Raw genomic sequence first — 26,569 nt, forward strand, 5'->3', positions numbered from 1 at the left:
AAAGCATCCGCCTGTCGACGGCGGGCGGCGCCAACATCACGATCGAGGGCGGCAATATCACGATCCAGTGCCCGGGCAAGATCACCGTGTTTGCCGGGAAGAAAAGTTTTATCGGGCCGGAGCGGCTGACTTATCCGTTGCCCAGATTCTCCCGTTCCATATGTAAACGATGCAGGCGTAGCGCAGCCGAATCAGGTTCGCCTTTTTCCATGGTGGAAGAGTGAATAGCCAAAAACAACAGTTAGAGGAGCATGACTAAGTGGATATTAATATGTTTCCTTCTGGCTGGAAAGTGTCATTGCACACGCGCTTGCAGGCGTTTCGCCGTCAGTTTCCCGAGGCGCACATTTATGCGTTGATCGATGGTGTTTTTGACGAGTCGTGTTATCCATTGCTTAAGCGCACGCAGTATCTGCGATATGAGGCGCTGTTTTCCGGTGCGCCAGGTGCGAATGAAGAAACTTTGTCCATCTCGCCGCTGCTTGTTGAATTTGACGATACAGCTCGTTTTACTTGGGAACGACTACTTGAAAAAACCAATGGTCATCCGGCGCTCAGCCTGATTGTCACGCCGGAGCCGTTGCAACAACTGGCTGCCCGTTTGGCATCATGGTGCATCGTCGATGCCGCAGACTATACGGTGGCGTTGTCGTTTGCCGATACCCGCATTTTGCCGCAGCTTTTCAATATATTGACGGCGCAGCAGTTGGGCCAGTTTTGCGGGCCGGCACACCATTGGCAATACGTCACGCGCAAAGCCGACTGGAGTGATTTGACCTTGCCTGGTGAAGCGCTACCGGCGGCGCTTGGTATATCGTTAAGTGAGCAGCAATGCGCTCAACTGATGCGGGCGGCGGAAGGCGACGGCATCTTGTTTCAAGTGCGCGCAACCAGTCCTCGCTTGCTGGAACCACATACTGCCGAACATGCCCATGCCCTGATCGAATATTGGCTGGGTTGTGCCGATCATGCGCGGCTCGAAACACCGCCAGATCGATTTGACGTATGCATATTTGGCCTCGAAAACCCAGGTCTGCAAACACGGCCGCAAATTGCGTCCTGGCTAGCAGAGCCTGCTAGGGCGCAAACACCCGATTCATTGTTTGAACTCTGGATGGCAGAGCAATCCTCTGCTGATGTGCCGACCTTATCAGTGGAGGCAAAGTCATGATTATCTTGTTCAGGCAGTGGCTGTGGCGAGGTATCTTGCTGGCCGCATGTTTGCCCGGCGTTGCTATGGCCGCGAGCATTCAGGCGCTGAATTATTCTTCGCGCGAAGTCAATTACATCGCGGTTGAAAATCCGGGCAATACCAACAGCGGCGGCGGTGGCGATGCGATCGATCCTTATGGCCAAGGCGGCACGATATGCTGTTTCAGCGTGCCGGAAAAATGGCATGCGGATTTGAAGGTCGTGGTGGTCTATCAGTTTTATCCAGCCCCGACCCTGCATCGCGAGACAGTCAGCATCCCGCCGTATCCGAATGGGAAGGCGGGCGATATCTGGCTGATCGTCTATGAAGATGGCAGCGTGGGGGCCGTCGTATCGCATTACGGACCAAGTCGGCCGGAATGGCCGGGGAAAATCAAGGGGTATCCGGTACCGACGAAGGAGTATCGGGATGAGCGTCGCAAGGATAAACTAAAGAGAGAGAGAAATACGCTCGATTTTTTGGAGAAAAGATTACTGCGTGACTTTGATACATTATCAGATGAAAAGATAAAAGAAAAAAAAGAAATTATTGAATTTCAAAAAAAAATTGTCCAGAGTTTAGAGGGAGATGTGAGATGACAGCTTTTTTAGCCGAAAACTATTCTGTTGATAAAACTGATCCATCTGACAAAGACCGTTTTTTTGACGGCGCTAATGAAATGGATGAAATTATAGAATTTATAAAGAAGCGTGAATGCCCACTTCCAGGTTTTCCTCCACCATGTGATGTCAATCTGTTTTTCGGTTTCTTCTTTGACGGCACCAACAATAATATGAAGCGGGATGTGCCGCTTCATTGTCACAGCAACGTGGCGCGCTTGTACCGTGCATTTCCCGGCGGTAAAGATACGCATGGCAGCGAGGCCTGGCCGGACTTGGAAACAAAATACCACAACAGTTACTTTCGCACCTATGTTCCCGGAGTGGGAACACGTTTCGACGAGGTTGGCGATACGGGCGAGGGATTTAGCGCTCTCACCAGCGACCGGGCGCGCGGCCTGGCCTTCGCTTACAAGGGAGAAAATCGCATCATCTGGGCATTGGTGGAGGCACTCAATAATGTGCACAGATATTATACGGATGCTCCCTTGGTGGATGACAAGACGTTTAAACAAGACTTCAATACGCTCAGTTTACCCAGTAAAGTGCGGCCTTCACAGGCGCTGGTGAACGCTTTTACGCAGGCCTTGCAAAAGTTGCACAGCAATTTGCGATCATTTGTGCCAACCGATGGGCCTGCGAAAAGCGTTAATAAAGGCAGGGTGCTCAATATCTTCGTGTCGATGTTCGGTTTCTCGCGTGGCGCGGCCGAAGCGCGCTCGTTTGCCAACTGGTTTATCTGGTTATGCAAGCTGGATGCGCAACTGACCGTTAGCAAAGGCGTCAAGGCTCGCCAGTTAAGTATGGGCACTATCGAGGTGACGTTTGACTTTATGGGCCTGTTCGATACCGTCGCTTCGGTTGGCTTGGCGGCTTCAGTGCCCCTCCCGAACAGGATGGTGGACGGACATGGTGGCTGGGCCGACACCGAAGTGTCGCTCAGAATACCCACATCACCGGGGCCAACCAAATGCCTGCATCTGGTGTCGGCGCATGAAGTACGCCGGTCTTTTCCCTTGGACTCCGTTGCTCACCTGGGCAATATTCCCCCTAATTGCACTGAAATTGTTTTCCCCGGTGTTCATTCGGACATCGGAGGCGGCTATTTACCGCAAGAACAAGGGCGCGGTACAGATCCAAGCGGAGGTGACTTGATGTCGCGCATTACCTTGGCCACGATGTACCGGGCGGCGCGCCTGGCTGGGGTGCCGCTGAAGCTGGAAGAGGCCAGTGAAGCGACGAAGCGGGCCTTTCGCATCGATCCGCGCACAATAGCCACCTTCAATGCCTATATCGGCTTTTGCCATGCGCAGCAAGGAGCTGAGCCATCATTGCGGCTACATAGGATTATGGAATTCCAGCACATGCTGTACATACAGTGGCGCAAGAAAATGCTTGGCAAGATGGGAGATTTGCCGAATGTCAAGAATTTGGCAGCCACCTATAAAAGCGGGAAATTCGATTTTACTGATCTCACGATGGCGGACAAGGAGTTGGAGGAAGAGGTTGCGAGCTTTGAAAAATGGCGCACCGATCAGCGCACGACTGGCAGTAGAGGGCGGCCCCGTAATCCCGAATGGGGACCTATCGCCGAATTTTGGGATAAGCCGGTACCACCCGCCGAAGTAAACAACTTTTTTGAACAGTTCGTGCATGACTCGCGTGCGTGGTTCAAACCGTTGGGGAAAGACATTCCTGACTTGTGGTACGCGCTGGAATTGCTTGTGGCTCAGGAAGAGCGAGCCCGTGAATGGGAGAACGGTCCGGAGGCAGACCCTGGGAAGCCCAATCCCTATAGTTTGAGCAAGAAGGAAAAAGAGCAATTGCTGCGATACAAAGCTGTCAAAGGTACCGAAAACGAAATGGATGCGATCGAGCCGGACAAGGGCGGACGCGAGAACAGACTTTTGGGAGGTGGTTATTTGCGTTTCCGGTCAATTTACATGGGATCGGATACCTTCAAGCCGTCAGGCGCTCAGTATGCGGGCATGCTGCCTGTTTTGCACAAGGAACAGCGCATTATCGCGATGGCCCATCATATATCTGCCGATGCCGTGGAGTCGCTGAAGATGGTGTAAGTCAAATGCCAATCCATTGAGCTACCCGTGCACTTGGGCGATAGCCGCACATTGCCGGCCTTGCTGGCAGCCTTGACTAACGCAGTCCGTGCATTTGCTGAGCCCGATCTATTTCATTCCGCCACCCCGGCTAAGGAGCTGCCCCAGCAGGGCTGGAGCCGGCAGGGGATCAGCCGGATCAGCCGATGAAAGAATCGAACTGCATGTCGAATTCCTGCAGCGCTTTCTGCGCATTCTGCATCTTCTTTCGGAATTCCGGTCCCCGTTGCAGGGCCAGGCCCACGGCCAGCACGTCGATCACGACCAGGTAGGCCAGGCGCGCGGAAATTGGGGTGTAGGGGTCGGTGTTGAAGACCAGGTCGATCGGGATCAGCACGGTCGCCAGGTCGGCCAGCGGCGTGCCCGATGGGGCCAGCACGACGACGTCGGCGCCGCCGCGGCGCGCCAGTTTCACGGAGCGGACCAGGGCGGGGCTGTTGCCGCGCTGCGAGATGGCCACCAGGCAGTCGCCGCCGCGCAGCAGGGCCGCGGCGATGCTGTGGATATTCGGATCGCTGTAGGCGACTGTCGGCACGCCCGAACGGAAGAACTTGTGCTGCGCGTCTGCCGCCACGATGCCCGACGTGCCCTGGCCATAGAATTCGATCTTGCTGGCGCGCGACAGGATGTCGAGCGCGCGCTGGATCGCTTCCGGATTCAGGTTGTTGCGCAGGTCGAGCAGGGTGTTGATCGAGCGGCTGCAGATTTTGTTCACCAGGTCGGCCGCCAGGTCATCCTGCGCCGGCTGCTCGTTCGCGCCGGGCATGGCCAGGGCCAAGCCCTGCGCCAGCTTCAGCTTGAATTCATGCCAGCCGTCATAGCCCAGGGTGCGGCAAAAGCGCACCACGGTCGGTTCCGACACCTGCGCGCTTTTCGCCAGCGCCGTGATGTTCTGGCTGACCGTCTGGTTAGGCTGGTCAAGCACGGCTAGCGCGACCTTTTTCTCCGACTTGGAGAGCGAATCGAGCTGGGTGCGGATGGAATCAAGCAGCATCAGGGTAGTTTTCTGGTAGGTGTTCAGGAGTGTGGGGATAATAGGTAAAGGGCCTGCCCATCTGCGGGCAGGCCCCTGTTTTGCCTGTTAATCCTCGGGTAATGCTTCTTCACGCCACTGCAAGCCATCGCGGCCGATCAGGGCGCTGGCGGCCGCGGGGCCCCAGGTGCCTGCCGTGTACGGAATCGGCGCGCTGTCGTTCTGTTCCCAGTTGTCGAGAATCGGCTCGACCCATTCCCAGGCCGCTTCCAGTTCGTCGCCGCGCATGAACAGGGTCAGCTGGCCGCGCAGCACGTCGAGCAGCAAACGCTCGTAGGCATCCATGCGCGGGGTCTTGAACGATTCGCGGAAATCGAGTTCCAGTTCCGCCGGTTTCAAGCGCATGCCGTCGCCCGGGGTTTTCGCCATCAGGTTCATGCGCAAGCCTTCGTCCGGCTGCAAACGGATCACCAGGCAGTTCGGCTGGAAGCTCGACGTGGGCTGGTTGAAGATCGAGTGCGGGATCTGCTTGAAGCGCACGACGATCTCGGCCAGGCTGTCGGCCATGCGCTTGCCTGTGCGCAGGTAGAACGGCACGCCGGCCCAGCGCCAGGTGTCGATTTCCGCCTTCAGGGCAACGAAGGTTTCGGTGCGCGAATGTTCCGGCGCATCCGGTTCGTCGCGGTAGCTCGGCACGGTGGCACCGTCGACGTGGCCGGCGCGGTACTGGCCGCGCACGATGTTTTGCGCCAGGGTGGTGGGCGTGAATTTTTTCAGCGAGCGCAGCACTTGCAGCTTTTCATCGCGCACGGCGTCCGGCGCGATCGAGGTCGGTGGTTCCATGGCGACGATGCACAGCAGTTGCAGCAAGTGGTTTTGCAGCATGTCGCGCAGCGCGCCCGAGGTGTCGTAGTAACCCATGCGGTTGCCCACGCCCAGCTTTTCGGCGATGGTGATCTGCACGTCGGAAATCCATTCGCGGCGCCACAGCGGTTCGAACAGGATATTGCCGAAGCGCAGGGCCAGCAAGTTCTGCACGGTTTCCTTGCCCAGGTAGTGGTCGATACGGTAGATCTGCGATTCCTGGAAGACCTTGCCCACTTCGGCATTGATCTGCTTGGCGCTGGCCAGGTCGCGGCCCAGCGGTTTTTCCAGCACCACGCGCGAATTCGGCGTCACCAGGCCGTTGTCTTCGAGGTTGTCGCAGATCAGCGCGAACAAATGCGGCGGCGTCGCCAGGTAGTACACGCGCGTCAGGTCGGCATCGCCGCGCAGCGCTTCGACCAGCGGCGCGTACGTGGCCGCATCGCTGGCGTTGAGCGACACATACACGATGCGCGCGCAGAATTTGCTCCAGGTGGCGGCATTCAGGGTGCTGGCCTTGATATGCGGGCGCGAGTTGGTTTCCACCATTTTCAGGAAGGCATCCTGGCCGCTGTCCTGGCGGCCCACACAGATGATGCGCGCCGTCGGCGGCAAATCGTTCGCGACGTCGCGCGCATACATTGCAGGCAACAACTTGCGCATTGCTAAATCGCCGCTGCCGCCAAACAGGACCAGGTCAAAATCGGTAAGTGCCATAAGTGAGTGTCGTCGCAAAAGTAAAAGGGCCGGAGCGGGGAGGAAGCCGACCGGAAGTGCCAGTCTGTCGCTACTATAATCGGTGGTGTAAATTTACTACGTAGAACAGGCAATTGCAAGAAATTTTACTACATTCCAACGGCTGCCGTCGCCATTTTGCCCTGTATGCCTGCCAGCGGTGCCGGCATGGCCATTATATGCCGTTCGCTGGCCTTGGTAGGCTATCGCGATTTGCACGCGGCGTTTCAAAGTAACCATGGTTGCCAGGGAAATTTCTAGTTCTCTACGTCATCATTTGCGCTGTAGCAACAGGCAAAGCAAGAAATGCTGTCAGGATCGCCGTTGGCAGCGTAAAGTAGCTTTGGAGAAAGTAAAAAACCGTATAATTCAAGCTCGAATCGATAGCAACTATTGGTTGTAAGAAATTGTACGATACACACTGCACCGCTAGCGCCGGCCATGCCCCGAACCCGCCATCCGACGTCCATGCGACGTGCAGTCCGCACTGTCCGCAGCATCAGGGGCAGGCGACTTAACTTTACAAGACGGCTCAAGGGGACACAATGAATTCAATGCAGCAAGATGTCGATGAACGCACCAGCCTGACAGGCAATAACAAATTCGAACTGTTCCTGTTCAAGCTCGGCACCAGTGATCACTCGACCAGCCGCGAACTGTTCGGCATCAATGTGTTCAAAGTCCGTGAAATCATGGAAATGCCTGCCATCACGGCGGTGGCCGGTTCGCACCCGCACATGCTGGGCGTGGTCAATATCCGTGGCCAGATCGTGCCCGTGATCGACTTGCCGATGGCGGTCGGCTGCAAGAGCAGCGGCTTGAAGATACTGATGGTGACCGAATTTGCCCGCTCGACACAGGCGTTTGCCGTGGAAGAGGTCGATGAAATCGTGCGCCTGGAATGGAACCAGGTGCTGTCGGCCGAGTCGAGCGTCGGTGGCGGCCTCGTCACCAGTATCGCGCGCCTCGATGGTGACACGGACAAGACGCGTCTGGCGCAAGTGCTGGACGTGGAGCAAATCCTGCGCAACGTGCTGCCGTCGGGCGACCCGGACGTGGACGAGAACAGCATCGGCCCGCAAGTGCGCTTGCCGGCCGGCGCCGTGATCCTTGCGGCCGACGATTCCTCGCTGGCCCGCTCGCTGATCGAAAAAGGCCTCGAAGCGATGGGCGTGCCTTTCATCATGACCAAGACGGGCAAGGAAGCGTGGGAACGCCTGCAGGCCATCTCGGCCCAGGCGGCCACGGAAGGCAAGACGGCGAAAGACAAGGTCGCGCTGGTGCTGACCGACCTGGAAATGCCGGAAATGGATGGCTTTACCTTGACGCGCAACATCAAGAACGATGGCCGTTTCTCCAACATCCCCGTGGTGATCCACTCGTCGCTGACGGGCTCGACCAACGAAGACCACGTCAAGGGCGTGGGCGCCGATGGCTATGTGGCGAAGTTTGTGGCGGCTGAACTGGCCGAGACGATACGCAAGGTATTGTCGCGGTAATCCGGCGCGGCCATGGTCAACACTGTTGTCGGATTACGCGGGCCTTCGTCCCGCTAATCCGACCTACGCCGTTGCGCAAGAAAAAGCGCCGGACCCTTGCGGGTGCCGGCGCTTTTTCTTGCTGGCAAACGATTACGGCTGGTCCGCCACGCCTCTGGGCACGTGGCAGTCCGGTAGGTCGGATTAGCGCAGCGAAGCTGCGCGTAATCCGACGCCGTCACGGTCAACAATGGTGTCGGATTACGCCTGGTAAGCTGTTTCCGGCTGGCCCGCCACGTCCACGCGCACGGACAGCACGTGGCCCGTCAACGGGTAGTCGGCGATTTCGGCGGCGGAGCGGTTGTGGCTGGCGCTGGTGATGTACAGGGTGCGCAGGTCGGGGCCGCCGAACGTCACCATGGTGGGGCAGCGCACGGGCACGGTGATTTCGCCCAGCAGATGGCCGTCGGGGGCGAAGCGCAAGATCTTGCCGCCTTCAAACATGGCCGACCAGTAATTGCCTTCGCTGTCGACGGCCGCGCCATCGGGGCGCCCGCCGTAATCAAACGCTTTCTTGTCCGTGGAGAAACGCTGAAACGGTTGTGGCGCGGAAATGGCACCCGTGGCCGCATCGAAATCGAAGCGGTCGATGCGGTGCGTGGTGGTATCCGAGTGGTACATGGTGCGCTTGTCCGGGCTGAAGCCCAGGCCGTTCGACACGGTCATGCCGCCCGACCAGACCTTGCGTACTTGTCCCTTGTCCAGCACGAACATTTCCGCCGCGTCGGCGCTGCGCGGCTCGAAAATCGTGCCGACCCAGAAGCGGCCTGCCGGATCGACCTTGCCATCGTTGAAGCGCGTGGTGCTCATGTCGAACGGCGCCGGGGCGATTTCCGCCAGGCTGCCCGTCTTCGTGTCGAGGTGGGCAAAGCCGCTGCGCAAGGCCACGATCAGGCCGCCGCCCGCATTGATGGCCAGCGCCGACGGTTCCGTCGGCATGCTCCATTGGTCATGCTTGCCGCTGGCCGGGTGCAAGCGGTGCACGGCGCGGCCATCGATATCGACCCAGTACAGGGCCGCTTCCTTGCCATGCCAGAGCGGGCATTCGCCCACTTGCATGGGCTTGTCGCTCACTACTTTGATTTCGTAAATATTCATAAACCTCAATTAAGTTAGTACGCCGCTTTGGCGGCTTTCGCCAAGGCAATCAAGCCATTGGTCGAGCTGTCGTGGTGGTCGGGACGGGCTTCGCCCGTCAGTTCGGCCTGGATTTTCTTGGCCAGCACCTTGCCCAGTTCCACGCCCCACTGGTCGAAACTGTTGACGTTCCACAAGACGCCCTGCACGAAGGTCTTGTGTTCGTACAACGCGATCAGGGCGCCCAGGGTGGTCGGGGTCAGCTGGTCCATCAGGATGGTGTTGCTGGGGCGGTTGCCTGGGAAAGTCTTGTGCGGCACCAGCGCTTCGATCTCGCTTTCCGGCAAGCCTTGCGCCTGCAGATCAAGACGTACTTCATCGCCCGTCTTGCCCGTCATGAAGGCTTCCGACTGGGCGAAGCAGTTGGCGAGCAGGGCGTCGTGGTGGCCCGGCAAGTCGTGCGTGGCGCGCAGGGCGGCGATGAAATCGATCGGCGTGATGTCCGTGCCCTGGTGCAGCAGCTGGAAATACGCATGCTGCGCATTCGTTCCGCAATCGCCCCAGATGACGGGGCCGGTCGGCACGCCGACGGGCACGCCATCCTTGGTGACGCGCTTGCCGTTGCTTTCCATGTCCAGCTGTTGCAGATAGGCGGCAAAGCGGCTCAAGTCCTGGTGATACGGCGCGATGGAGACGGAGCCGCAGTCGAGGAACTGGCGGTTCCAGAAACCGACCATGGCCAGCACGACGGGCATGTTCTGTTCCAGCGGGGCCTGGCGGAAATGCTGGTCCATCGCATGTGCGCCGGCGAGGAAATCGCTGAAGTATTCGAAGCCGACGGACAGGGCCACGGCCAGGCCGATCGACGACCAGACGGAGTAGCGGCCGCCGACCCAGTCCCAGAACGGGAACATATTGTCTGGCGAAATGCCGAAGTCGACGATGGCTTGCGTGTTGGTCGAGACGGCCACAAAATGCTGGGCCAGATCCTTTTCTTCGCCTTCGAGCAGGAACCAGGCGCGCGCCGTGTTGGCGTTGAGCATGGTTTCAGCCGTAACAAAAGTTTTCGAAGCCACGATGAACAGCGTCGTTTCCGGATCGACCTTGGACAAGGTCGCTTCCATGTCGTGACCGTCGACGTTGGAAACAAAGTGCATTTCCAGGCCCGGGTTGGCGTAGGAGCGCAGGGCCAGGCACGCCATTTTCGGGCCCAGGTCCGAGCCGCCGATACCGATGTTGACGATGTCGCAAATCGGCTTGCCCGTGTAGCCGAGCCAGCTGCCATTGCGCACCTTGTCTGTAAATGCCTTGACGCGTTGCAGCACATCTTGCACGTCGGCATCGATATCCTGGCCATCAACGACCAGCTTGGTGCCGCGCGGCGCGCGCAAAGCCGTATGCAGAACGGCCCGATGTTCGGTAAGATTGATTTTCTCGCCAGTGAACATGGCTTCGCGCTGCGCTTCCACGCCGCGCTCGCGGGCCAGGTCCATCAGCAGGCCCATGGCGGTGGCGTCGACACGGTTCTTCGAGTAATCGAGCAGCAGGCCGGCCGCATCGACGGTCATGCTGGAAAAGCGGGCGGGGTCGGCCGCGAACAGCTGGCGCAGATGCACTTCGCGCAGGCTGGCGCTATGCGCTTGCAGGGACTGGAAACTGGCGGTGGCGGTGATGGCAGGAGTAGGTGCTGGCTGGCGCATGGCGGTCGGCTTGGGTGCTTGTCTCGGTTGAAAGGAGCGCGGCGCGTTCGTCGTGGCGAACAGCGGATCCGGCATTGGTATGAGAATAATACATCAGAAAAACGTAATTTCACTACAGTTTGTGACGCGAAGCGGATTTTGTTGTGCTTTTTTTAGCGATCGCGCCCATGACATATAAGAGCCATATTGGCCGGTACGGCTATGCGATATTTGCCGGGTTTGCCTTGATATGCCGCAATCTGTCGCTTATTTGTGTTGCTGGCCCATGCAAGAGCGCTTCTTCTTCACCATTTTGTAGTAAAATTTCACGAAATACTCATTTTTAAGGAAATCCATATGGCGCTGCATCCAGTAGTCGAATCCGTAACAGCGCGCATCATCGCGCGCAGCCGGCCATCGCGCGGCGCCTACCTGGCGCATCTGGATGCGGCCCGCATCCAGGGCGTGCAGCGCGGCGCCCTGTCGTGCACCAACCTGGCGCACGGCTTTGCCGCCTTTCCCGCCAACGACAAGCTGTCGCTGAAGGAATACAAGAAGCCGTCCGTGGCCATCGTGTCCTCGTACAACGACATGCTGTCGGCGCACCAGCCTTTCGAAGGCTTCCCGCAGATCATCAAGCAAGCCGTGCGCGAAGTGGGCGCCGTCGCCCAGTTCGCCGGTGGCGTGCCCGCCATGTGCGATGGCGTGACGCAAGGCCAGCCGGGCATGGAACTGTCGCTGTTCTCGCGCGACACCATCGCCATGTCGACGGCCGTGGCGCTGTCGCACAATATGTTCGACGCCGCCCTGTACCTGGGCGTGTGCGACAAGATCGTGCCGGGCCTGTTGATCGGCGCGCTGCACTTCGGCCACTTGCCGGCCGTATTCGTGCCGGCCGGCCCGATGACGTCGGGCCTGTCGAACAAGGAAAAAGCCCAGGTGCGCCAGTTGTATGCGCAAGGCAAGGCCACGCGTGAAGACTTGCTCGAAGGCGAATCGAAAGCCTACCACGGCGCCGGCACCTGTACCTTCTACGGCACGGCGAACAGCAACCAGATGCTGATGGAAGTAATGGGCCTGCACATGCCGGGCGCCGCCTTCATCACGCCGAACACGCCGCTGCGCGATGCGCTGACTGTGGCCGCCTCCCAGCGCGCCGCCGCCATCACGGCGCAAAGCGCCAGCTATTTGCCCGTCGGCCATATCGTCGACGAAAAATGTATCGTCAACGCCGTCGTGGGCTTGCTGGCCACGGGCGGCTCGACCAACCACACCCTGCACCTGGTGGCGATTGCCAAGGCGGCCGGCATCGTCATCGACTGGAACGATTTCAACGAGCTGTCGGCCATCGTGCCGATGCTCACGCGCATCTACCCGAACGGCGACGCCGACGTGAACCATTTCCACGCGGCCGGCGGCACCGGTTACCTGATCCGCGAATTGCTGGACGCGGGCTTGCTGCACGAAGACGTCAACACCATCCTGGGCCACGGCTTGCGCGCGCACTGCATGGAGCCGTTCCTCGGCGAAGACGGCAAGGTCTTCTGGAAAGATGCACCGGCCACCAGCGCCGATGAAAACGTGCTGCGCCCCGCCTCGAATCCGTTCGCACCGGACGGCGGCATGGTCCTGGTCGCAGGTAACCTGGGCCGCGCCGTGATGAAGGTCTCGGCCGTCAAGCCGCAGCACCGCACGGTCGAAGCGCCGGCGCTCGTGTTCAATTCGCAGGAAGATTTCATGGCCGCCTACAAGGCGGGCACCCTGGACCGCGACTTTGTCGCCGTGCTGCGCTTCCAGGGCCCGCGCGCCAACGGCATGCCGGAACTGCATGCGCTGACGCCTGCGCTGGCCAACCTGCAGGATGCGGGACGCCACGTGGCGCTGGTCACCGATGGCCGCATGTCGGGCGCGTCGGGCAAGGTGCCGGCCGCCATCCACGTGTCGCCTGAAATTCTCGCCGGCGGCCCGCTGGGCCTCGTGCGCGACGGCGACATCATCCGTCTCGACGCCTTTACCGGCGTGCTCGAGGCGCTGGTGCCGGCCGACGTCTGGCACGCGCGTTCGCTGGTCACGGCCGACCTGTCGCCGAACCACATCGGCATGGGCCGCGAGCTGTTTTCCATGTTCCGTTCCACCGTCAGCGCGGCGGAAGAAGGTGCAACCACCTTCGGCCTGCCGTCGCCGATTCCCACCACCGTCGCCTTGCACGACGCCGACAATGTCGGTGACACCGTACCGGGTTCCGATGAAGACTTTTTGGCTAGGAAATAAGAGATGACCATGACACTACTGGAAATTATGCGCACATCGAGCGTGATCCCCGTGATTGCGATCGACGATCCTGAACACGCCGTACCGCTGGCGCGCGCGCTGGTGGCGGGCGGCATCCGCGTGCTGGAAGTAACCTTGCGCACCAAGCACGGCCTGGAAGCGATCCGCGCCATGTCGGAAGTACCGGGCGCCATCGTCGGCGTGGGTACCTTGACCCGTCCCGAGGAATTCGTGCAAGCGCGCGATGCGGGCGCCGTCTTCGGCGTGTCGCCAGGCCTGACGTCGGCCCTGGTGGCGGCGGCCAAAAGCAGCGGCTTGCCCTTGCTGCCAGGCGTGATGACGCCGGGCGAAGTGATGGCGGCGCGTGAAAACGGCTTCCAGCAGCTAAAACTGTTCCCGGCCGTGCCAGCCGGCGGCATCGGCATGCTCAACGCCATCTACGGCCCGCTGCCGGACGTGACGTTCTGCCCGACCGGTGGTATTTCGCAAGAGACGGCGTCGCAGTTCCTGGCGCTGAAAAACGTCGCCTGCGTGGGCGGCTCCTGGCTGACACCGAAAGACGCGATCGCGGCCGGCAACTGGGACCGCATCACGGAAATCGCCAAAGCTGCCAGCGGCTTACGTTCGGTTTAATCGGTACCTGTGCGGCAAGCTCTCATGCTTGCCGCTTCTTTCTTCTGACGGAGTGCCATGCGCGTCTTGCGCCGCCCCCTCACCATCGGCGAAACCGCCATGGCCCGCAGCGTCTTCCAGGGCGCCATCGACTACGCGCGCGTGCGCGTCGTGCGCGGCTCCTTTCTACCGTTCGGCTTGCAGGACCAGAACACGGCGATGACGCCGCGCGGCAGCCTGCACTTCATGCCGGCCCAGTACCGCGACGATTTTTCCCGCGAAGGCAATGGCGGCAAGCTGTTCTTCATCCACGAAATGGTGCACGTGTGGCAGTACCAGCTTGGCTACAGCGTGCTGCTGCATGGCGTGCTGCTGGCGCTGCGCGGCGGCTACATCGGCCAACGCGCCTACCGCTACGATGCGCAAACGGGCGGCGTCCTGTCCGACTTCAACATGGAGCAGCAGGGCGACATCATCGCCCATTACTTCGGCGCGCGCCAGCTGGGCATTCCCGCCTACGTGGCGACGCTGCCGCAGCTGCAGGATATCCTGCAAGGCTTCCTGATCAACCCCGCCGACCGGCGCCTGCTGCCGCGCTGATTTCACCGTTACTGCGCCAGGTTAGACGCCAGGCGCACGTCCGGCGCGCGCAGGCTGGCTGCCGCATCCTTGCCCAGCAAGATACGCAGGTCGGCGCCCGCGCCGATGCCGCTGTCGTCCGCCGCCTGCACCTGCGGCATGCCGCCCAAGGCCAGGGCCAGGGCGGCTGCCGCCTGCGCATGACCGGAGCGGTAGACGATGCTGCTGGCCTGGACGCCGTACGGCCGCTGGTTGCCCAGCCGCAGCACGCTGATGCCCATGCCGCCCAGCATGCCGCGCATGCGCGCTGCCATCCCCGTTGCGCCATTGCCGTTGATGACTTTCAGCCGTGGCAGGGCTGCCACCGGTGCCACCGGCTTTGCCGGGGCTGGCAATGCGGCGTGCGCCGCCACGGGCGCGTCGCGCCAGCTCAGCGTGAAGATATTCGGCTGCGATTGCGTCAGCTGCAGGCGGCTGGCCGGCGCCGCTGGCGTTGGCGCCGGGGCCAGGTCGGGCGCGATGGCCTCAGCGGTGGCATCGACCGTGACTATGCTGCGCGCCAGCGCCGCGATGGTGAGATCCAGATTGGCGCGCGCCGGCTGCTGGCCGTTGTCGAGCTGCAGCGACTGGCGCAGCACGGTGGCCGCCTGCGCGTAATCGCCCTGCAGGTACAGCACGTAGCCGAGATTGTTGTAGGTCCTGGCCGTCGGCGCTTCGCTGCTCAGCGCCTGCAGCATGCTGCGCGCCGTTTCCAGCTGGCCCAGCTGCGCGTGCAGCACGGCGGCGCCATTGCGCGCGTCGGCCGAGTCGGGCGTGAGCAGCAGGGCTTCGCTGTACGCTGCCATCGCCGCGCGCGGGTCGCCCAGTTCCTGCATGCGCTTGCCCAGCTTGCAGAAAGCGGCGCTGCGGGTGGCGGGGCTGTCGTCGATGCGCGCCTGGGGCGGCGCAGCATGGTTGCTCTGAGTGGCCGGGCCGGGCAGGTGGCCGCAGGCGGGCAGCAGGCCGGCGCAGGCGAACATGAGCATCAGGGTGGTGTGCTGTGACATGGCGGTTCTCCGGTCAGCTGCCGCTGCCCATGCTGGGCAGGAGCACGCGGTAGATTTGCAGGAAGGCTGGTCCCATCAGGACGACCAGCAGCGAAGGGAAGATGAAAAAGATCAGCGGGAACAGCAGCTTGAGGGCGATCTTCGCCGCTTCTTCCTCGGCCAGCTGGCGGCGCTTGGTGCGCAGCTGGTCCGACTGCACGCGCAGCGAGGCGGCGATGCTGGTGCCGAAGCGCTCGGCCTGGATCAGCATGGCCACCAGCGCGTCGACATCCTCGACCCCCGTGCGCAGGGCCAGGTTGCGCAGCGCCCGCTCCTTGGTGTTGCCGGCGCGCAGTTCCAGCATCACCAAGTGCAATTCCTCGGCCAGCACGGCGCTTTTCAGGGCGATCTCGGCCGCCACCCTGGCCAGTGCCGCATCCATGGCCAGGCCCGCTTCCACGCACACCGTCATCAAGTCGAGCGCATCGGGAAAGCTTTCGAAGATGTCGCGCTGGCGCCGCTTGATCATTTGCGCCAGCACGATATTGGGCAGGTAGTAGCCGATGGCGGCCACGATCAGCAGCCAGAACAAGAGAGCTTTGCCCGCCATCTGGCTGCCTGACGCGCTCAGTCCCAGGAATAGCAGCAGGGGCAGGCCGATGGCCAGCATGGTCTTGGCGGAAAAGAACAGGATGGGCGCGGACGCCTGGCGCAGGCCGGCATTCATGAAGCGCCGGCGCATCACGGAGCCTTCCCAGCCTTGGTCGGGCAGCGACAGTTTGGCCAGCGGGCCGCTCAGGCGCACCATGCGCGCCAGCCAGGGGCTGGGCGCGGAGGCGCCAGGCGCGGCCGCGCTCTTGCCGGTGGCGTTGTCCATGCGCTGGCGCAAGGGATCGGGGGCAAAGCTGCGCATGGCCACCAGCACCGTGCCGAAGACGGCGATGAAGAGCAGGGCGAGAAAGGCGAAATGGACGGGATTCATGAGGATTCTCCTTGCGGGCTCAGACACGGATGCGGATGATATTGCGCATGACCAGGATGCCGCACACCATCATCACCAGTGCGCCGACGAGCATCTTGCGTCCGCCCGGATCGACGAACAGCATTTCCAGGAATTGCGGATTGGTCAGCTGGATCATGGCCGCCGCGCCGAAGGGCAGCAGCGACAAAATCCAGGCCGACAGCTTGCCTTCGGCCGACAGCACGCGCACCTGTCCCAGCAGCTTGATGCGCTCGCGGATGATGCGGCTGATGCTGTCGAGCAGCTCGGCCAGGTTGCCGCCCGTTTCGCGCTGGATCAGCACGGCGATGACGAAGTAGCGCAAGTCCGTGCTGGGCACGCGCGTGGCCAGGTTCATCAGCGCGTCCTGCATGGCGATGCCGAAATTGACTTCATCGAAGGTGGCGCGAAATTCTACGGCCAGCGGCGCGTTCATTTCATCGCCGACCATCTTCAGGGCCGTGGGGAAGGCGTGGCCGGCGCGCAGGGCGCGCGCCATCAGGTCGAGCGCATCGGGCAATTGCTGTTCGATGCGCTGCAGGCGCTTGGCCTTGGCGCGCAAGACCACCAGCAGCGGCAGCAGGGCCGCGCCGGCCACCAGCGGCAGGAGCAGCAGCCACGGCACGCTGAAGTAGCTGAGCAGCAAAAACGCGGCGCCGGCCGAGGCCAGCATCACGCCGGCGAAGCTGGCCACGCTCCAGGTCATGCCCGACTGTTCCAGCAGGCGGTCGAGTGCATGCACGCGGGGCACGCTGAGCAGCACGCGCTGCAGGGACGGTGTGTCGCTCAGCAGGCGTTTCTTGATCATCGAGCTGCCCGCGTCGCCATGCGCGCCGGCCGACATGATGCGCAGGCGGCGCGCGACCCTTTCCGCTTCCGGGCCGCGCGAGGTATTCCACGCCAGGTACACGCCCTCGATCAGCAGTACCACGGCGATGAAGGTGAGGATGGCGAATACGTAATAGAGATAGTCCATGATGCTCCCCTTAATGGTACTGGCGGGCGGGATCGAACAGGGTTTCCGGCAGGCTGATGCCGAAGGCGCGCAGGCGTTCCAGGAAGCGCGGCCGCACGCCGCTGGCATGGAAATGGCCCTGCACCGTGCCGTCCTCGCCGATGCCCGTCTGGCGGAAGGTGAAGATTTCCTGCATGGTGATCATCTCGCCCTCCATGCCCGTGATTTCCTGGATCGACGTGACCTTGCGCTTGCCGTCCGTCAGGCGCGACACCTGCACCACCACGCTGATGGCCGAACTGATCTGCTGGCGCATGGCTTTCACGGGCAGGGCCGCGGAAGCCATGCTGATCATGTTTTCCAGCCGCGTCAGCGCGTCGCGCGGAGTGTTCGCGTGAATGGTGGCCATCGAGCCTTCATGACCCGTGTTCATGGCGCCCAGCATGTCGAGCGCCTCGGCGCCGCGCACCTCGCCCAGGATGATGCGGTCGGGGCGCATGCGCAGCGCGTTGCGCACCAGCGCCCGCTGCGTCACTTCGCCCTTGCCCTCGATATTCGGCGGGCGCGTTTCCAGGCGCACCACGTGCGGTTGCTGCATCTGCAGTTCGGCCGCGTCCTCGATGGTGACGATGCGCTCGGCCGTGCTGATGAAGCCGGAAATCGCATTGAGCATCGTGGTCTTGCCGCTGCCCGTGCCGCCCGAGATCAGGATGTTGACCTTGGCCTTGCCCAGCGCCTGCAGGGTGGTGCTCATTTCTTCCGTCAGGCTGTGCTTGAGCAGCAGGTCGGCCAGGCGCAGGGGCTGGGCCGAGAAGCGGCGGATCGACATCACGGGGCCGTCGATGGCCAGCGGCGGGATGATGGCGTTGACGCGCGAGCCGTCGGGCAGGCGCGCATCGACCATGGGGCTCGACTCGTCGATGCGCCGGCCCACGCGCGAGACGATCTTGTCGATGATTTTCATCAAATGCGCATCGTCGGTGAAGCAGACGTCGCTCAGCTCCAGGCGGCCATGGCGCTCGACATACACCTGGCGGTAGGTGTTGACGAGGATATCGGACACGCCGGGATCTGCCAGCAGCGGTTCGAGCGGGCCGAAGCCGAGCACCTCGTCCTGGATGTCGCGGATCAGCGAGCGCCGTTCCAGCTCGTTGATCACCACATTGTCTTCCGTGAGCACGTCGCTGACGAGGATTTTCAGCTCTTCGCGGATCTGCTCGCGCGACAGGCGCTGCATGCCTTCCAGGTCGACGCGGTCGAGCAGCGCCTGGTGGGTGCGGTGCTTGAGCTGCTGGTAGCTCTGGCTCGATGCGCCCTGGTGCGCGGCATCGTCATTCAGGCTGGCGTCGTCCTGGGCATAGCCCAGGCGGTCCCGCAGGGTGAGTTTTTCGACAGTCATGATCGGTCTCCGGTAAATGTAGGGGGATCAAGCGCGCGCCAGCAGCCGCGAAACCCAGCCTTGCGCGGCGGGCGGGGTTTCGCCGGCCATGCTGGCGGCCAGCTCCTGCAGGGCGCGCGAAACGGCGTTGTGCGGCGTCAGCTTGAGGATGGGCACGCCCTGGCTGACGGAGGCCGCCACCGCTTCGTAGTGGTTGGGGATGGATTTGTAGACGTGCTTGCCATATGCCGCTTCCAGGTCGGCCACGCGGATGCTGTCGCTGCTCGCATAGCGGTTCAGGATCAGGCGGATCTTGTCTTCGCGGTAGCCGAGGCCGCGGAACACGTCGAGCAGGCGTTTGCCGTCGCGCACATACGGCAACGTTGCCTGCAGCACGGGGAAAATCAGGTCGGCCCGGTCCAGCGCGCGCACGCTGACAGGGTCGAGGCCGCGTCCCACGTCGAGCAGGATGTAGTCGTACTGGCTGCGCGCCAGGGTCAGCAAGCGGTCGATATGGTCGGCTTCGACGTCGGCCGCGTGGGCCGGGTCGTCGGCGGCGGCCAGCACGCTGTAGGCGGGCGTGATCTGGATCATGCTGGCGCTCAGCAGCGAAGCGTCGAGGCGCACGATCTGCTGCGACAGCTGCGACAGGGTGGTGGCCGGCTTGTGGTCCGAGACGAACAGGGCGGCGTCGCCGAACTGCAGGTTCAGGTCGAACAGCGCCACCTTGCGCTGTTCGCCGGCGGCCAGCGCGTAGCCGAGGTTGGCGGCGATGAAGGTGGCGCCGCTGCCGCCCTTGCACGAGACAAAGGCCAGCACCTGGCCCTTGCGCGTGACCTGCTTCTGCAGTTTTTCCTCGATGCGGCGCAAGGCGGCGCACAGGGCCGCGTCGTCGTCCGGCTGCAGCACTTCGCGCACGCCGGCGCGCATCGAGCGCAGCAGGAATTGCGGACTTTGCTGCGGGCATTGCACGATGATGGCCAGGCTCGGATGGCGTCCGCCCAGCAGCTCGAGCTGTTCCAGCTCCGCCTCGCCCGTCTGCTCCTGCTCCAGCAGCAGCAAGTCCGGCGTGACGCCGTTGTCGAATACATCGGGTATGCTCGCCAGCAGGGTCACGCGGTCGGCCGTGCTGCGTTCGCGCAGCAAGCGGGTCAGCCGTTTGAGCTGGGCTTCACTCTTCGAGACGATGACGATATTCACTTGGTACTCCCCGGTAAAAGTGTTCGGTAAAGGCGTTCAGTTGATCTGGAAGCCCAGGCTTTCGGCGTGCATGACCACCACCGAGGCTGGTACGGCAATATTGAGAAAACCGAACAGGCTGACCATCGGCGTGTAGCTGACGTTGTCGATCGAGACGCGCACGCTGTCGATGCAGCTGGCCGTGCGCGTGATGTCGCCGCAGGCCGACAGGTTGTCGCCCGGGTCCGTCGGCGGCAAGGTCACTTCGGCGCCGCTCTTGTTCAGGTAGCGGATGGTGATGTTGGCGGCCGTCAGTTCCGGCGCGGCCGGCAGTGCCGTGCCGCCGAACAGGGCCAGGGTCTTGATGGCGTCGGTCTCGTCGACCCAGCGCACCACGGCTTCGCGCGCGGCGCGGCGGCTCACTTCCTGCACCGTGTTGTACAGGTACAGCATGCGGCCAAATTCGAGGATGCCGAACAGCAGGGTGAAAAACAGCAGCGACACCAGGGCGAATTCGACGGCGGCGGCGCCGCGCTGGCGCCCGGCTGGAGGAGAAGATGAAAGGCGATGGCGCATGGCGTTCTCCTTACAGCATGTAGCGCATGGTGGTGCGCGGCGAGAGCGGCGTGGCATAGCTGCTGGCCGCGCCGATCACGAAGGGCAGGTACTGGCCCACGGACAGCGTGTAGTTGACGACTTCGACACGGATGCCGCCCGGCGCCGTGCCATCGTTGCAGTTGCTGTCGTTGAACGCCGCGTCCAGGCAGGTGACCGTCACGTTGGCCGTGGTGAAGTCGCTGATGCCGGCGCTGAGGGCCGCATCGACCACGGTCTGTCTGGCCGCCGGCACGCCCTGCGAGGCGATGCCGGCCTTGGCCTTGACGGACATGTTGCGCGCCGCGTCGCGCGTGGCCTTGGTCAGCGCGTCGTAGTACCAGAAGGCGCGGCCGAAGCCGAAGATGCCTGCCAGCAGGGTGATCAGCAGGGCCAGCACGATGCCGAATTCGACGGCGGCGCCGCCGCGCTGCCTGAGGGGGGAGTGGTGGATGCGCATGGCCGCCTCACTTGTAGAGTTTGATTTCGGAATTCGGCACGGGCTCGATCAGGCCCGCGAATTCGACGTCGAGGCGCTTGGTGCCTCCGCTGAAATCGGCCTTCATCGTCATGAAGAATTTGCCGATGCCCACCGCGTTCATGGTGCCGCACGAAGCGGGCCCCACGGGCGCCGTACGGCAGTCGACCAGCACCACGTTGAGGATGCGCCGGTTGCGCTGGCCCGGATGGGCCGGCGAAGGCGCCTGGAACGTGGGCCCGCTGGTCTGGTTGTACGGCGAAGGCGGCGTACTGGCAGGAAAGCCTGCGCCGGCGCTGACGGGGTAGCTGGCCGTGTCGAAGTAATTCGCCTTGGCCGTGCTGTACATGGGGTTGGCGTTGCCGTCCGCGACGCTGTAGGCCGTGCCGGCCTTGGCCGGGGTGGCGCCATTGCTTTGGTAGGCGGGGCCGTAGGACCACAGCACGCCGTAGCCGGAGAACTGGGCGAACGTGGCCGATGGCGCGGGAACCGTGCCGGCCGACGGCAGCTGGTAATTCGGCTTGTTGCCGGCCAGGCTGACGGGCTGCTGGCTGGGCAGGGTGCTGGCGCCCGGTTCCATCCAGCTGGCGGGCGGCGAGCTGGCGGCGGTGGCGGCGCAGGGCGACGCGGCACCCACGCACGGATATTCCTTGATGTTGGTGTCGGGCGGCGCCGTCGCGGGGTCGCACACGGACGGGCCGCCGTAATCGTCGAAGCGCGAATTGAGCGAGGCGGCCAGCGACGCCGTCAGCCCTGTGTTCGTGTAGACCTGGCCCGTGCCGCTGGTGATGACGGCGCTGCTGCCCGTGCACATGAATGGCGCGGTGGAGGCGGCGCTCGAATGCGAGGCGCTGCAGGTGCCGGGCGGCGCGTCGACGGGGTTGATCAGATAGGGATCGGACGGGCCGCCCAGCGGATTGAGGCCGAACAGGTTGTAGGTGACGCCGCGGCGGAAGCCGAATTCCAGCAGTTCCGTCAGGCCCGTGCCGGCCGGCGCGGCCGGATACGTGTATTGCGCCGTCTTGTTGGCCGGATCGACGGCGCACACGCCGATCGGCGTGACGTCGTTGACGAAGCGGCCCGCCACGGCCACGCCCGAGGTGCTGGTGCTGGCGATGCCGGCGATGCCCATCAGGTAGGTGGCGAAGGTCTTGCTGCCCGTGTCGACGCGGATGAAGGTCTGGCCCTGGGGGCTGGTGCGGGCGCTGGCGCCGGACGACCAGGGACCGTCCGGGCTGGGGCCGAACTCGATGTTGGCGGCCGTGATGGTCAGCGCCGTGGAAAAGTCGTAGCGGTTCTTTTGCGCGATGGCGATGGCCTTGGCCTGCGCGTTGTCGATGCCGTCCGCGCTTTGATTGAGTTCCACGGCGCCGGCCAGGGCGGCGCTGTCGGCGCCGTTCTGCAGTTCCGCCTTGGCGATGTACAGGTGGCCCAGGTCCAGCACCAGGCCGCCCATGGCAAACAGCACCACCAGGGTCAGCCCCAGCACGATGGCGATCGCGCCCTGCTGCTTGTCGTGCCTGCGAAATGCGGTGTTCATGGCTGTCTCCTGGTGGCCTGGGGGAAGTGCATCGCGGGACCGGCGCCTACTGGCGTCCGCCCACGCCGATGGTGAAGACATTCGGTTGCGGTTCCGGCGCCGCGAACGATTTCTGGTAGCGCTGGTAGGCGCTGACGCCGGCCTTGCCGTCGATGCCGCTGACCGGGTTGGCATTGCGGTAGGCGTCCGGATACATGATCTGCTGCGCCTTGAGCAGGGCCACCGATTCGCCGAAGTGCGAATCGAGCACGGGCGTGGTGGTGGCGGCGCAGCCGGCCAGCAGGACCAGCAGCGACAGCAGGGTGGCGCAAGGCAGGCGATGTGCGGTTTTCATGGTGTTCTCCTATTTGAGGTCGAAGCCGGCGGCAGGCTGGGGCGCGGCCGCTTGCGGCTGCATGGGCGCTGGTGCCGGTGCCGCTGCGGGCGCGCGCGCCGGTGCGCTGCCTTCCATTTTTCCCTGCATGAACATGTCGCCGCGCGTCGGCTGGATGTAGCCGTCGGTGGGCAGCTTGTAGTCGGGCGGCAGCGGCTTGACCAGGTGCGGCGTGATGATGAAGACCAGTTCCGAACGGTCCGTCTGGAAGTCCGTGCTGCGGAACAGGGCGCCCAGCACGGGCACTTCGCCCAGGCCTGGCAGGGCCTTGATATTGCTGGTCACGTTGTTCTTGATCAGGCCGCCGATGGCGAAGCTCTGGCCGTCGAACAGCTGCACCGTGGTGGTGGCGCGCCGCGTCGTAAACGAGGGCAGGATGGCCGTGGCCGAGATGCCGGTGGCGGTGATGCCGATGCCGTCCTTGTTCAGGTCCGACACTTCCGGCGCCACCTTCAGGTTGATGCGTCCCCCTTCGAGCACGGTGGGCGTGAATTTCACGGCCACGCCGAACTCCTTTTCTTCCAGGGTGATGGTGGGCACGCCGTTATTGTTGCTCTGGCTGACGGGGATGAATATCTTGCCGCCGGCCAGGAAGCTGGCTTCCTGGCCGCTGATGGCCATGATGTTCGGTTCGGCCAGCACCTTGATCAGGCCATCGCGTTTTTGCGCGTCGAGGTTGAAGAAGTTGTTCTTGCTGGCGCCGCTCAAGCCGCTGGGATTGTTGCTGAGCAGGCTCGACAGCAGCGAGTACGACCAGCTGCCGATGGTCTTGTTGATGCCCAGGCTGGCGCCCAGCTGGTCGACCAGCACCTTCGACACTTCGGCCACCTTCACTTCCAGCATCACCTGCTGCGGCGCGGCGATCGACAGCAGGTTGATCACGCGCGGCATGTTCGCATCGGGCGCTGCGGCGGGAGCCGGAGCGGAAGCGCCTGCGGCTGCGGCGGGTGCTGCGCCCGAGGCGGCGCCGCCGCTGCGGGCGCTGCGCTGCACATAGGCGTTGGCCAGCGACAGGGCCTGGTCGGCCTTGACGACATCGCTGACCATGCCCGACAGGATCAGGGTGTCGCCCGCCACCGTGACGTTGATCTTTTCGTTCGGCAGCAGTTCGGCCATGCGTGCCTGCAGGCTGCTGCTGTCGATGCCGACGGCCAGGTCGATGATGGTGGCGTCATTGCTCTTGTTCCACAGGATCAGGTTGGTGGTGCCGACGGAACGCCCCAGCAGGTAGACCTCGTTGGGGTTAAGCAGGATGACGTCGGCGATGCGCGGGTCGCCGACGGACATGCGGCTGGCGGCGAACGGCAGGCGCATCAGGGTCGACTTGCCTTCGGCCAGGCTCATTTGCGGCGCCATCTCGGTGCGGCCGGCGCGCGATTCGCTTTGCGGCGGCGTGGCCTTGGGCCGGGTGGTGGCGCGGCTGCTTTTGGCTGCCCCGGTGTCGGCGGCAGCGGCGGTGGCGGCGACGGGTTCGCCGCGTGCCTGGGGCGCCAGGGCGCCGATCATGGCGAGGGCAAGCGCCAGGCTGAGTACCCGGCTTCCGCTTGCTGTGCAATATGTGCTCATGGCGTGACTCCTCTGGTGCAGGTTAGAATTGTTGGGAGCTGCGTTCCAGCCCCTTGATGACATCGACCTTTGGACCGGCCGTTGGCGCGGGTGCGGCGGCGGGACGGCGGCGTGGCAGCGGCTTGGCTTGCACCATGGCGGCGGGGGCTGCCATGGCGACTTTTTCATCGAGCAGGCTGGACTTGGTGGCGCCTTCCGTGTTGACGGGCTTGTCCTCGATCTGGTTGCGCAGCACCAGCGACAGGGTGCCCACGCTGCGTGCCAGGTCGAGTTTTTCCGCCTGGTCCGGCGTCAGCTCCAGGGTCACGGCGTTGACCACCTTGGGCTTGGTGTCGTCGCGGCTCGATTCCTGGGCGATGGCCAGCACGAGGATGCGTTCGAGCACGATCTTGGAAATGTTCGGATCGCGGTCCGGCGTCTTGCGGGCCCCTTCGCCCTGGGTGTTGACGAGGATGTCGACGAAGTTGCCGGGCAGGGCGAAGCCGGCCACGCCCACCACATCGTTGACGCGCACGGTCATGGCGCGCTTGCCTTCGGCGACGACGGCCGACAGGCCGCCTTGCGTGCCGGGAGGCGCCAGCTTGCCTTCCATGATCGGTTCGCCGTGCTGGATGCTGGTGCGCGTGACGCGCGTTTCCAGCAGTTTCGGATCGTTGATGGCGCCGGGTGGCAGCGCGTTCGACGGCCAGTCCACCATGCGCACCATGTCGGGCGTCAGGCGCGCGCCCAGGCTGATGTCGACCTGGGCCACGGCCACCTTGTTGATGTTGCCCGAGGCTTGGGCATTGATCCAGCGCGCGGCCACGATGACCGCGGCGAACGCCAGGATGACCGCAATGGCCATCATCGTCAGAGCGCGTGCGTTTCTCATTTTGCTTCCCCTTTGTGCTGGACCGCTTCCGGTCCGTTATGTGTGCTTGCAAGGTCGTCATCGCTGCCGAAATAGTTTTTCCATGCCCACAGCAGCCCTTCCGGCGACAGCTGCGCCGCGTGGTCTTCATAGCGCGCCTGGTCGCAGATCTGCGCGAGGATGTCGCGCGGATAGCATGCCAGCAAGGGTCGTCCGTACTGGCTGTGCAGGTGCAGCAGATAGGTGTAGGAGGCTTCGTCGAAATTGATGCCCAGCTGGGCGCAGGTGCTGCGGAACACGGCCAGGTAGTGGTAGGCGGTCAAGGGCCCCACATGGATCTTGTAGCCGATGCGGCGCAGGAAGGAATCGTCGGCCAGGTGCTGCGGCGCCAGGTTCGACGAGAACACGACGATGACGTCGAAGGGTACGGGGAACTTGTAGCCCGTGTGCAGCGACAGGTAATCGATGTGGCGCGCCATCGGCACGATCCAGCGGTTCATCAGCTCCACGGGCGAGCAGCGCTGGCGGCCCAGGTCGTCGATGATGAAGATGCCGTTGTTGGCCTTCAGGTGCGGCGGCGCCTGGTACAAACGCGTTCCCTGGTCGAATTGCAGGTCCAGCATGTCGAGCGTCAGCTCGCCGCCCGTCAGCACGGCGGGGCGTTCGGCGCGCACCCAGCGCGGGTCGGATGGCACGGGGCCGCCGTGCGACACGGTGTGCAGCATGGGGTCGAGGAAGGGCAGCACTTCGCCGTCGACCATCACGGCATGGGGCAGGGCGATGGCGCCGCTGAGCAGGCCGTTCAGGCGCTCGGCCAGGTAGCTCTTGCCGCTGCCGGCGGGGCCGTGGAAGAACAGGGCGCGTCCGGAATTCATGGCCGCGCCCAGTTGGTCGAGCACGGCCGAACTGGCCACCACGTTGCGAAATTCGCGCTGCACGTCGTCGCGGGTGACCTGCATGTCCGCCACGCTTTGCGCCAGCACCTGGTTGCTGTAATCGGCCAGGGTGACGGGAGCGGGACCGCTGTAGGCATTGCGGCGCATGTATTCGGCGGCGCGCAGGCGGCCCTGGTCGCCCAGCAGATAAGACAGGTCGGCATCGGTGCCGCTGCCGCCGTTGCGGCGCGCTTCGCACAGTTTTTCGGCGCGCATGAAAGTGAGCAGCGGCTCGAGCACGCCGGCGCCCAGTTTCACGTGCGTCGACAGGGCGGGCAGGCCGATCTGGCCGCGCTGGAAGAGTATCTTGACCAGTAGTTCGACGAGGAACAGGAAGGGCAATCCCGTTTCCTCGACCGTACGTGGCGCGCGCTTGGCGGCCGGTTCGACGCCGCCGCCGTCGTTGCGTTCTGGATAGGTGTCAGGCATGATGGATGCT

At 63.1% G+C, this 26,569-nt stretch carries 24 protein-coding genes; 8 read left to right on the forward strand and 16 right to left on the reverse strand.

Going from position 1 to position 26,569, the window contains the following annotated elements:
* From JAB6_RS14925 to JAB6_RS14945, 4 genes are all read left to right on the forward strand, one after another.
* Nucleotides 1–224 (forward strand): DUF2345 domain-containing protein (locus JAB6_RS14925; protein WP_139143400.1); only part of this gene is annotated, 224 nt, incomplete at its 5' end.
* A gap of 47 nt (nt 225–271) precedes the next feature.
* On the forward strand, nt 272–1,171 hold the full coding sequence (locus JAB6_RS28480; protein ID WP_083292738.1) for a DUF4123 domain-containing protein: 900 nt from the start codon (nt 272–274) through the stop codon (nt 1,169–1,171).
* Entirely contained in the window at nt 1,168–1,791 is a 624-nt protein-coding gene (locus tag JAB6_RS14935) for a DUF3304 domain-containing protein (RefSeq protein WP_070303458.1), read from the forward strand. The genes JAB6_RS28480 and JAB6_RS14935 overlap by 4 nt, the downstream gene beginning before the upstream one ends.
* On the forward strand, nt 1,788–3,890 hold the full coding sequence (locus tag JAB6_RS14945) for a DUF2235 domain-containing protein (RefSeq protein WP_083292739.1): 2,103 nt from the start codon (nt 1,788–1,790) through the stop codon (nt 3,888–3,890). Before JAB6_RS14935 ends, JAB6_RS14945 begins: the two co-directional genes overlap by 4 nt.
* Before the next feature lie 178 nt (nt 3,891–4,068).
* Here the strand turns inward: JAB6_RS14945 and JAB6_RS14950 are convergent, their stop codons facing one another.
* The gene (locus tag JAB6_RS14950; protein ID WP_034750862.1) at nt 4,069–4,923 is read right to left on the reverse strand and encodes an SIS domain-containing protein; all 855 of its coding nucleotides are present in this window, start codon (nt 4,921–4,923) and stop codon (nt 4,069–4,071) included.
* Between the two features lie 87 nt (nt 4,924–5,010).
* The gene (gene zwf, locus JAB6_RS14955; RefSeq protein ID WP_034750861.1) at nt 5,011–6,483 is read right to left on the reverse strand and encodes a glucose-6-phosphate dehydrogenase; all 1,473 of its coding nucleotides are present in this window, start codon (nt 6,481–6,483) and stop codon (nt 5,011–5,013) included.
* Between the two features lie 563 nt (nt 6,484–7,046).
* Here zwf and JAB6_RS14960 point away from each other — a divergent pair.
* Nucleotides 7,047–8,000, forward strand: coding sequence for a chemotaxis protein (locus tag JAB6_RS14960; protein WP_034750860.1), 954 nt, complete (start codon nt 7,047–7,049; stop codon nt 7,998–8,000).
* Nucleotides 8,001–8,240: 240 nt separating this feature from the next.
* Here the strand turns inward: JAB6_RS14960 and JAB6_RS14965 are convergent, their stop codons facing one another.
* Both JAB6_RS14965 and pgi read right to left on the reverse strand, forming a co-directional pair.
* On the reverse strand, nt 8,241–9,137 hold the full coding sequence (locus JAB6_RS14965; protein WP_070303461.1) for an SMP-30/gluconolactonase/LRE family protein: 897 nt from the start codon (nt 9,135–9,137) through the stop codon (nt 8,241–8,243).
* A gap of 14 nt (nt 9,138–9,151) precedes the next feature.
* The gene (gene pgi, locus JAB6_RS14970; protein WP_070303565.1) at nt 9,152–10,816 is read right to left on the reverse strand and encodes a glucose-6-phosphate isomerase; all 1,665 of its coding nucleotides are present in this window, start codon (nt 10,814–10,816) and stop codon (nt 9,152–9,154) included.
* Between the two features lie 336 nt (nt 10,817–11,152).
* Here pgi and edd point away from each other — a divergent pair, with 336 nt between their 5' ends.
* The 3 genes from edd to JAB6_RS14985 are packed head-to-tail and all read left to right on the forward strand — an operon-like array spanning nt 11,153 to nt 14,278.
* Nucleotides 11,153–13,066 carry a phosphogluconate dehydratase gene (edd, locus tag JAB6_RS14975; protein WP_070303462.1) on the forward strand — a complete coding sequence of 638 codons (1,914 nt, stop codon included), beginning with the start codon at nt 11,153–11,155 and terminating at the stop codon, nt 13,064–13,066.
* A gap of 3 nt (nt 13,067–13,069) precedes the next feature.
* Nucleotides 13,070–13,699: a bifunctional 4-hydroxy-2-oxoglutarate aldolase/2-dehydro-3-deoxy-phosphogluconate aldolase gene (locus tag JAB6_RS14980; protein ID WP_070303463.1), complete on the forward strand. Its 630-nt coding sequence runs from the start codon at nt 13,070–13,072 to the stop codon at nt 13,697–13,699.
* Between the two features lie 57 nt (nt 13,700–13,756).
* Complete coding sequence (locus JAB6_RS14985) at nt 13,757–14,278, forward strand: hypothetical protein (protein ID WP_070303464.1); 522 nt, start codon at nt 13,757–13,759, stop codon at nt 14,276–14,278.
* A gap of 8 nt (nt 14,279–14,286) precedes the next feature.
* Here the strand turns inward: JAB6_RS14985 and JAB6_RS14990 are convergent, their stop codons facing one another.
* From JAB6_RS14990 to JAB6_RS15045, 12 genes are read right to left on the reverse strand one after another with little or no spacing between them, the layout of a single operon-like run.
* Complete coding sequence (locus tag JAB6_RS14990) at nt 14,287–15,303, reverse strand: LytR C-terminal domain-containing protein (RefSeq protein ID WP_070303465.1); 1,017 nt, start codon at nt 15,301–15,303, stop codon at nt 14,287–14,289.
* 13 nt (nt 15,304–15,316) lie between these two features.
* Nucleotides 15,317–16,264 carry a type II secretion system F family protein gene (locus JAB6_RS14995; protein ID WP_034750850.1) on the reverse strand — a complete coding sequence of 316 codons (948 nt, stop codon included), beginning with the start codon at nt 16,262–16,264 and terminating at the stop codon, nt 15,317–15,319.
* A 19-nt stretch (nt 16,265–16,283) separates the two neighbouring features.
* Nucleotides 16,284–17,258: a type II secretion system F family protein gene (locus tag JAB6_RS15000; protein WP_034750847.1), complete on the reverse strand. Its 975-nt coding sequence runs from the start codon at nt 17,256–17,258 to the stop codon at nt 16,284–16,286.
* 10 nt (nt 17,259–17,268) lie between these two features.
* Nucleotides 17,269–18,636: a CpaF family protein gene (locus JAB6_RS15005; protein WP_034750845.1), complete on the reverse strand. Its 1,368-nt coding sequence runs from the start codon at nt 18,634–18,636 to the stop codon at nt 17,269–17,271.
* A gap of 27 nt (nt 18,637–18,663) precedes the next feature.
* Nucleotides 18,664–19,815, reverse strand: a complete 1,152-nt coding sequence (locus JAB6_RS15010; protein ID WP_070303466.1) for an AAA family ATPase — start codon at nt 19,813–19,815, stop codon at nt 18,664–18,666.
* A gap of 36 nt (nt 19,816–19,851) precedes the next feature.
* Nucleotides 19,852–20,370 carry a TadE/TadG family type IV pilus assembly protein gene (locus JAB6_RS15015; protein WP_051991109.1) on the reverse strand — a complete coding sequence of 173 codons (519 nt, stop codon included), beginning with the start codon at nt 20,368–20,370 and terminating at the stop codon, nt 19,852–19,854.
* Between the two features lie 10 nt (nt 20,371–20,380).
* A complete protein-coding gene (locus JAB6_RS15020; protein ID WP_034750833.1) occupies nt 20,381–20,848 on the reverse strand; it encodes a TadE/TadG family type IV pilus assembly protein in 468 nt (155 codons plus the stop codon).
* 7 nt (nt 20,849–20,855) lie between these two features.
* On the reverse strand, nt 20,856–22,406 hold the full coding sequence (locus JAB6_RS15025) for a Tad domain-containing protein (protein ID WP_070303467.1): 1,551 nt from the start codon (nt 22,404–22,406) through the stop codon (nt 20,856–20,858).
* Between the two features lie 46 nt (nt 22,407–22,452).
* Nucleotides 22,453–22,740 (reverse strand): hypothetical protein, encoded by a 288-nt coding sequence (locus JAB6_RS15030; protein WP_034750828.1) that lies wholly within the window; start codon nt 22,738–22,740, stop codon nt 22,453–22,455.
* 9 nt (nt 22,741–22,749) lie between these two features.
* A complete protein-coding gene (locus tag JAB6_RS15035) occupies nt 22,750–24,345 on the reverse strand; it encodes a type II and III secretion system protein family protein (RefSeq protein WP_070303468.1) in 1,596 nt (531 codons plus the stop codon).
* Nucleotides 24,346–24,367: 22 nt separating this feature from the next.
* Nucleotides 24,368–25,216, reverse strand: coding sequence for a Flp pilus assembly protein CpaB (cpaB, locus tag JAB6_RS15040; RefSeq protein ID WP_034750816.1), 849 nt, complete (start codon nt 25,214–25,216; stop codon nt 24,368–24,370).
* The gene (locus JAB6_RS15045) at nt 25,213–26,559 is read right to left on the reverse strand and encodes an ATPase (protein ID WP_070303469.1); all 1,347 of its coding nucleotides are present in this window, start codon (nt 26,557–26,559) and stop codon (nt 25,213–25,215) included. The genes cpaB and JAB6_RS15045 overlap by 4 nt, the downstream gene beginning before the upstream one ends.
* Between the last annotated feature and the right edge of the window lie 10 nt (nt 26,560–26,569).

Origin of the sequence: Janthinobacterium sp. HH104, from assembly GCF_001758715.1 — a bacterium.
GTDB lineage: Bacteria > Pseudomonadota > Gammaproteobacteria > Burkholderiales > Burkholderiaceae_D > Janthinobacterium > Janthinobacterium aestuarii.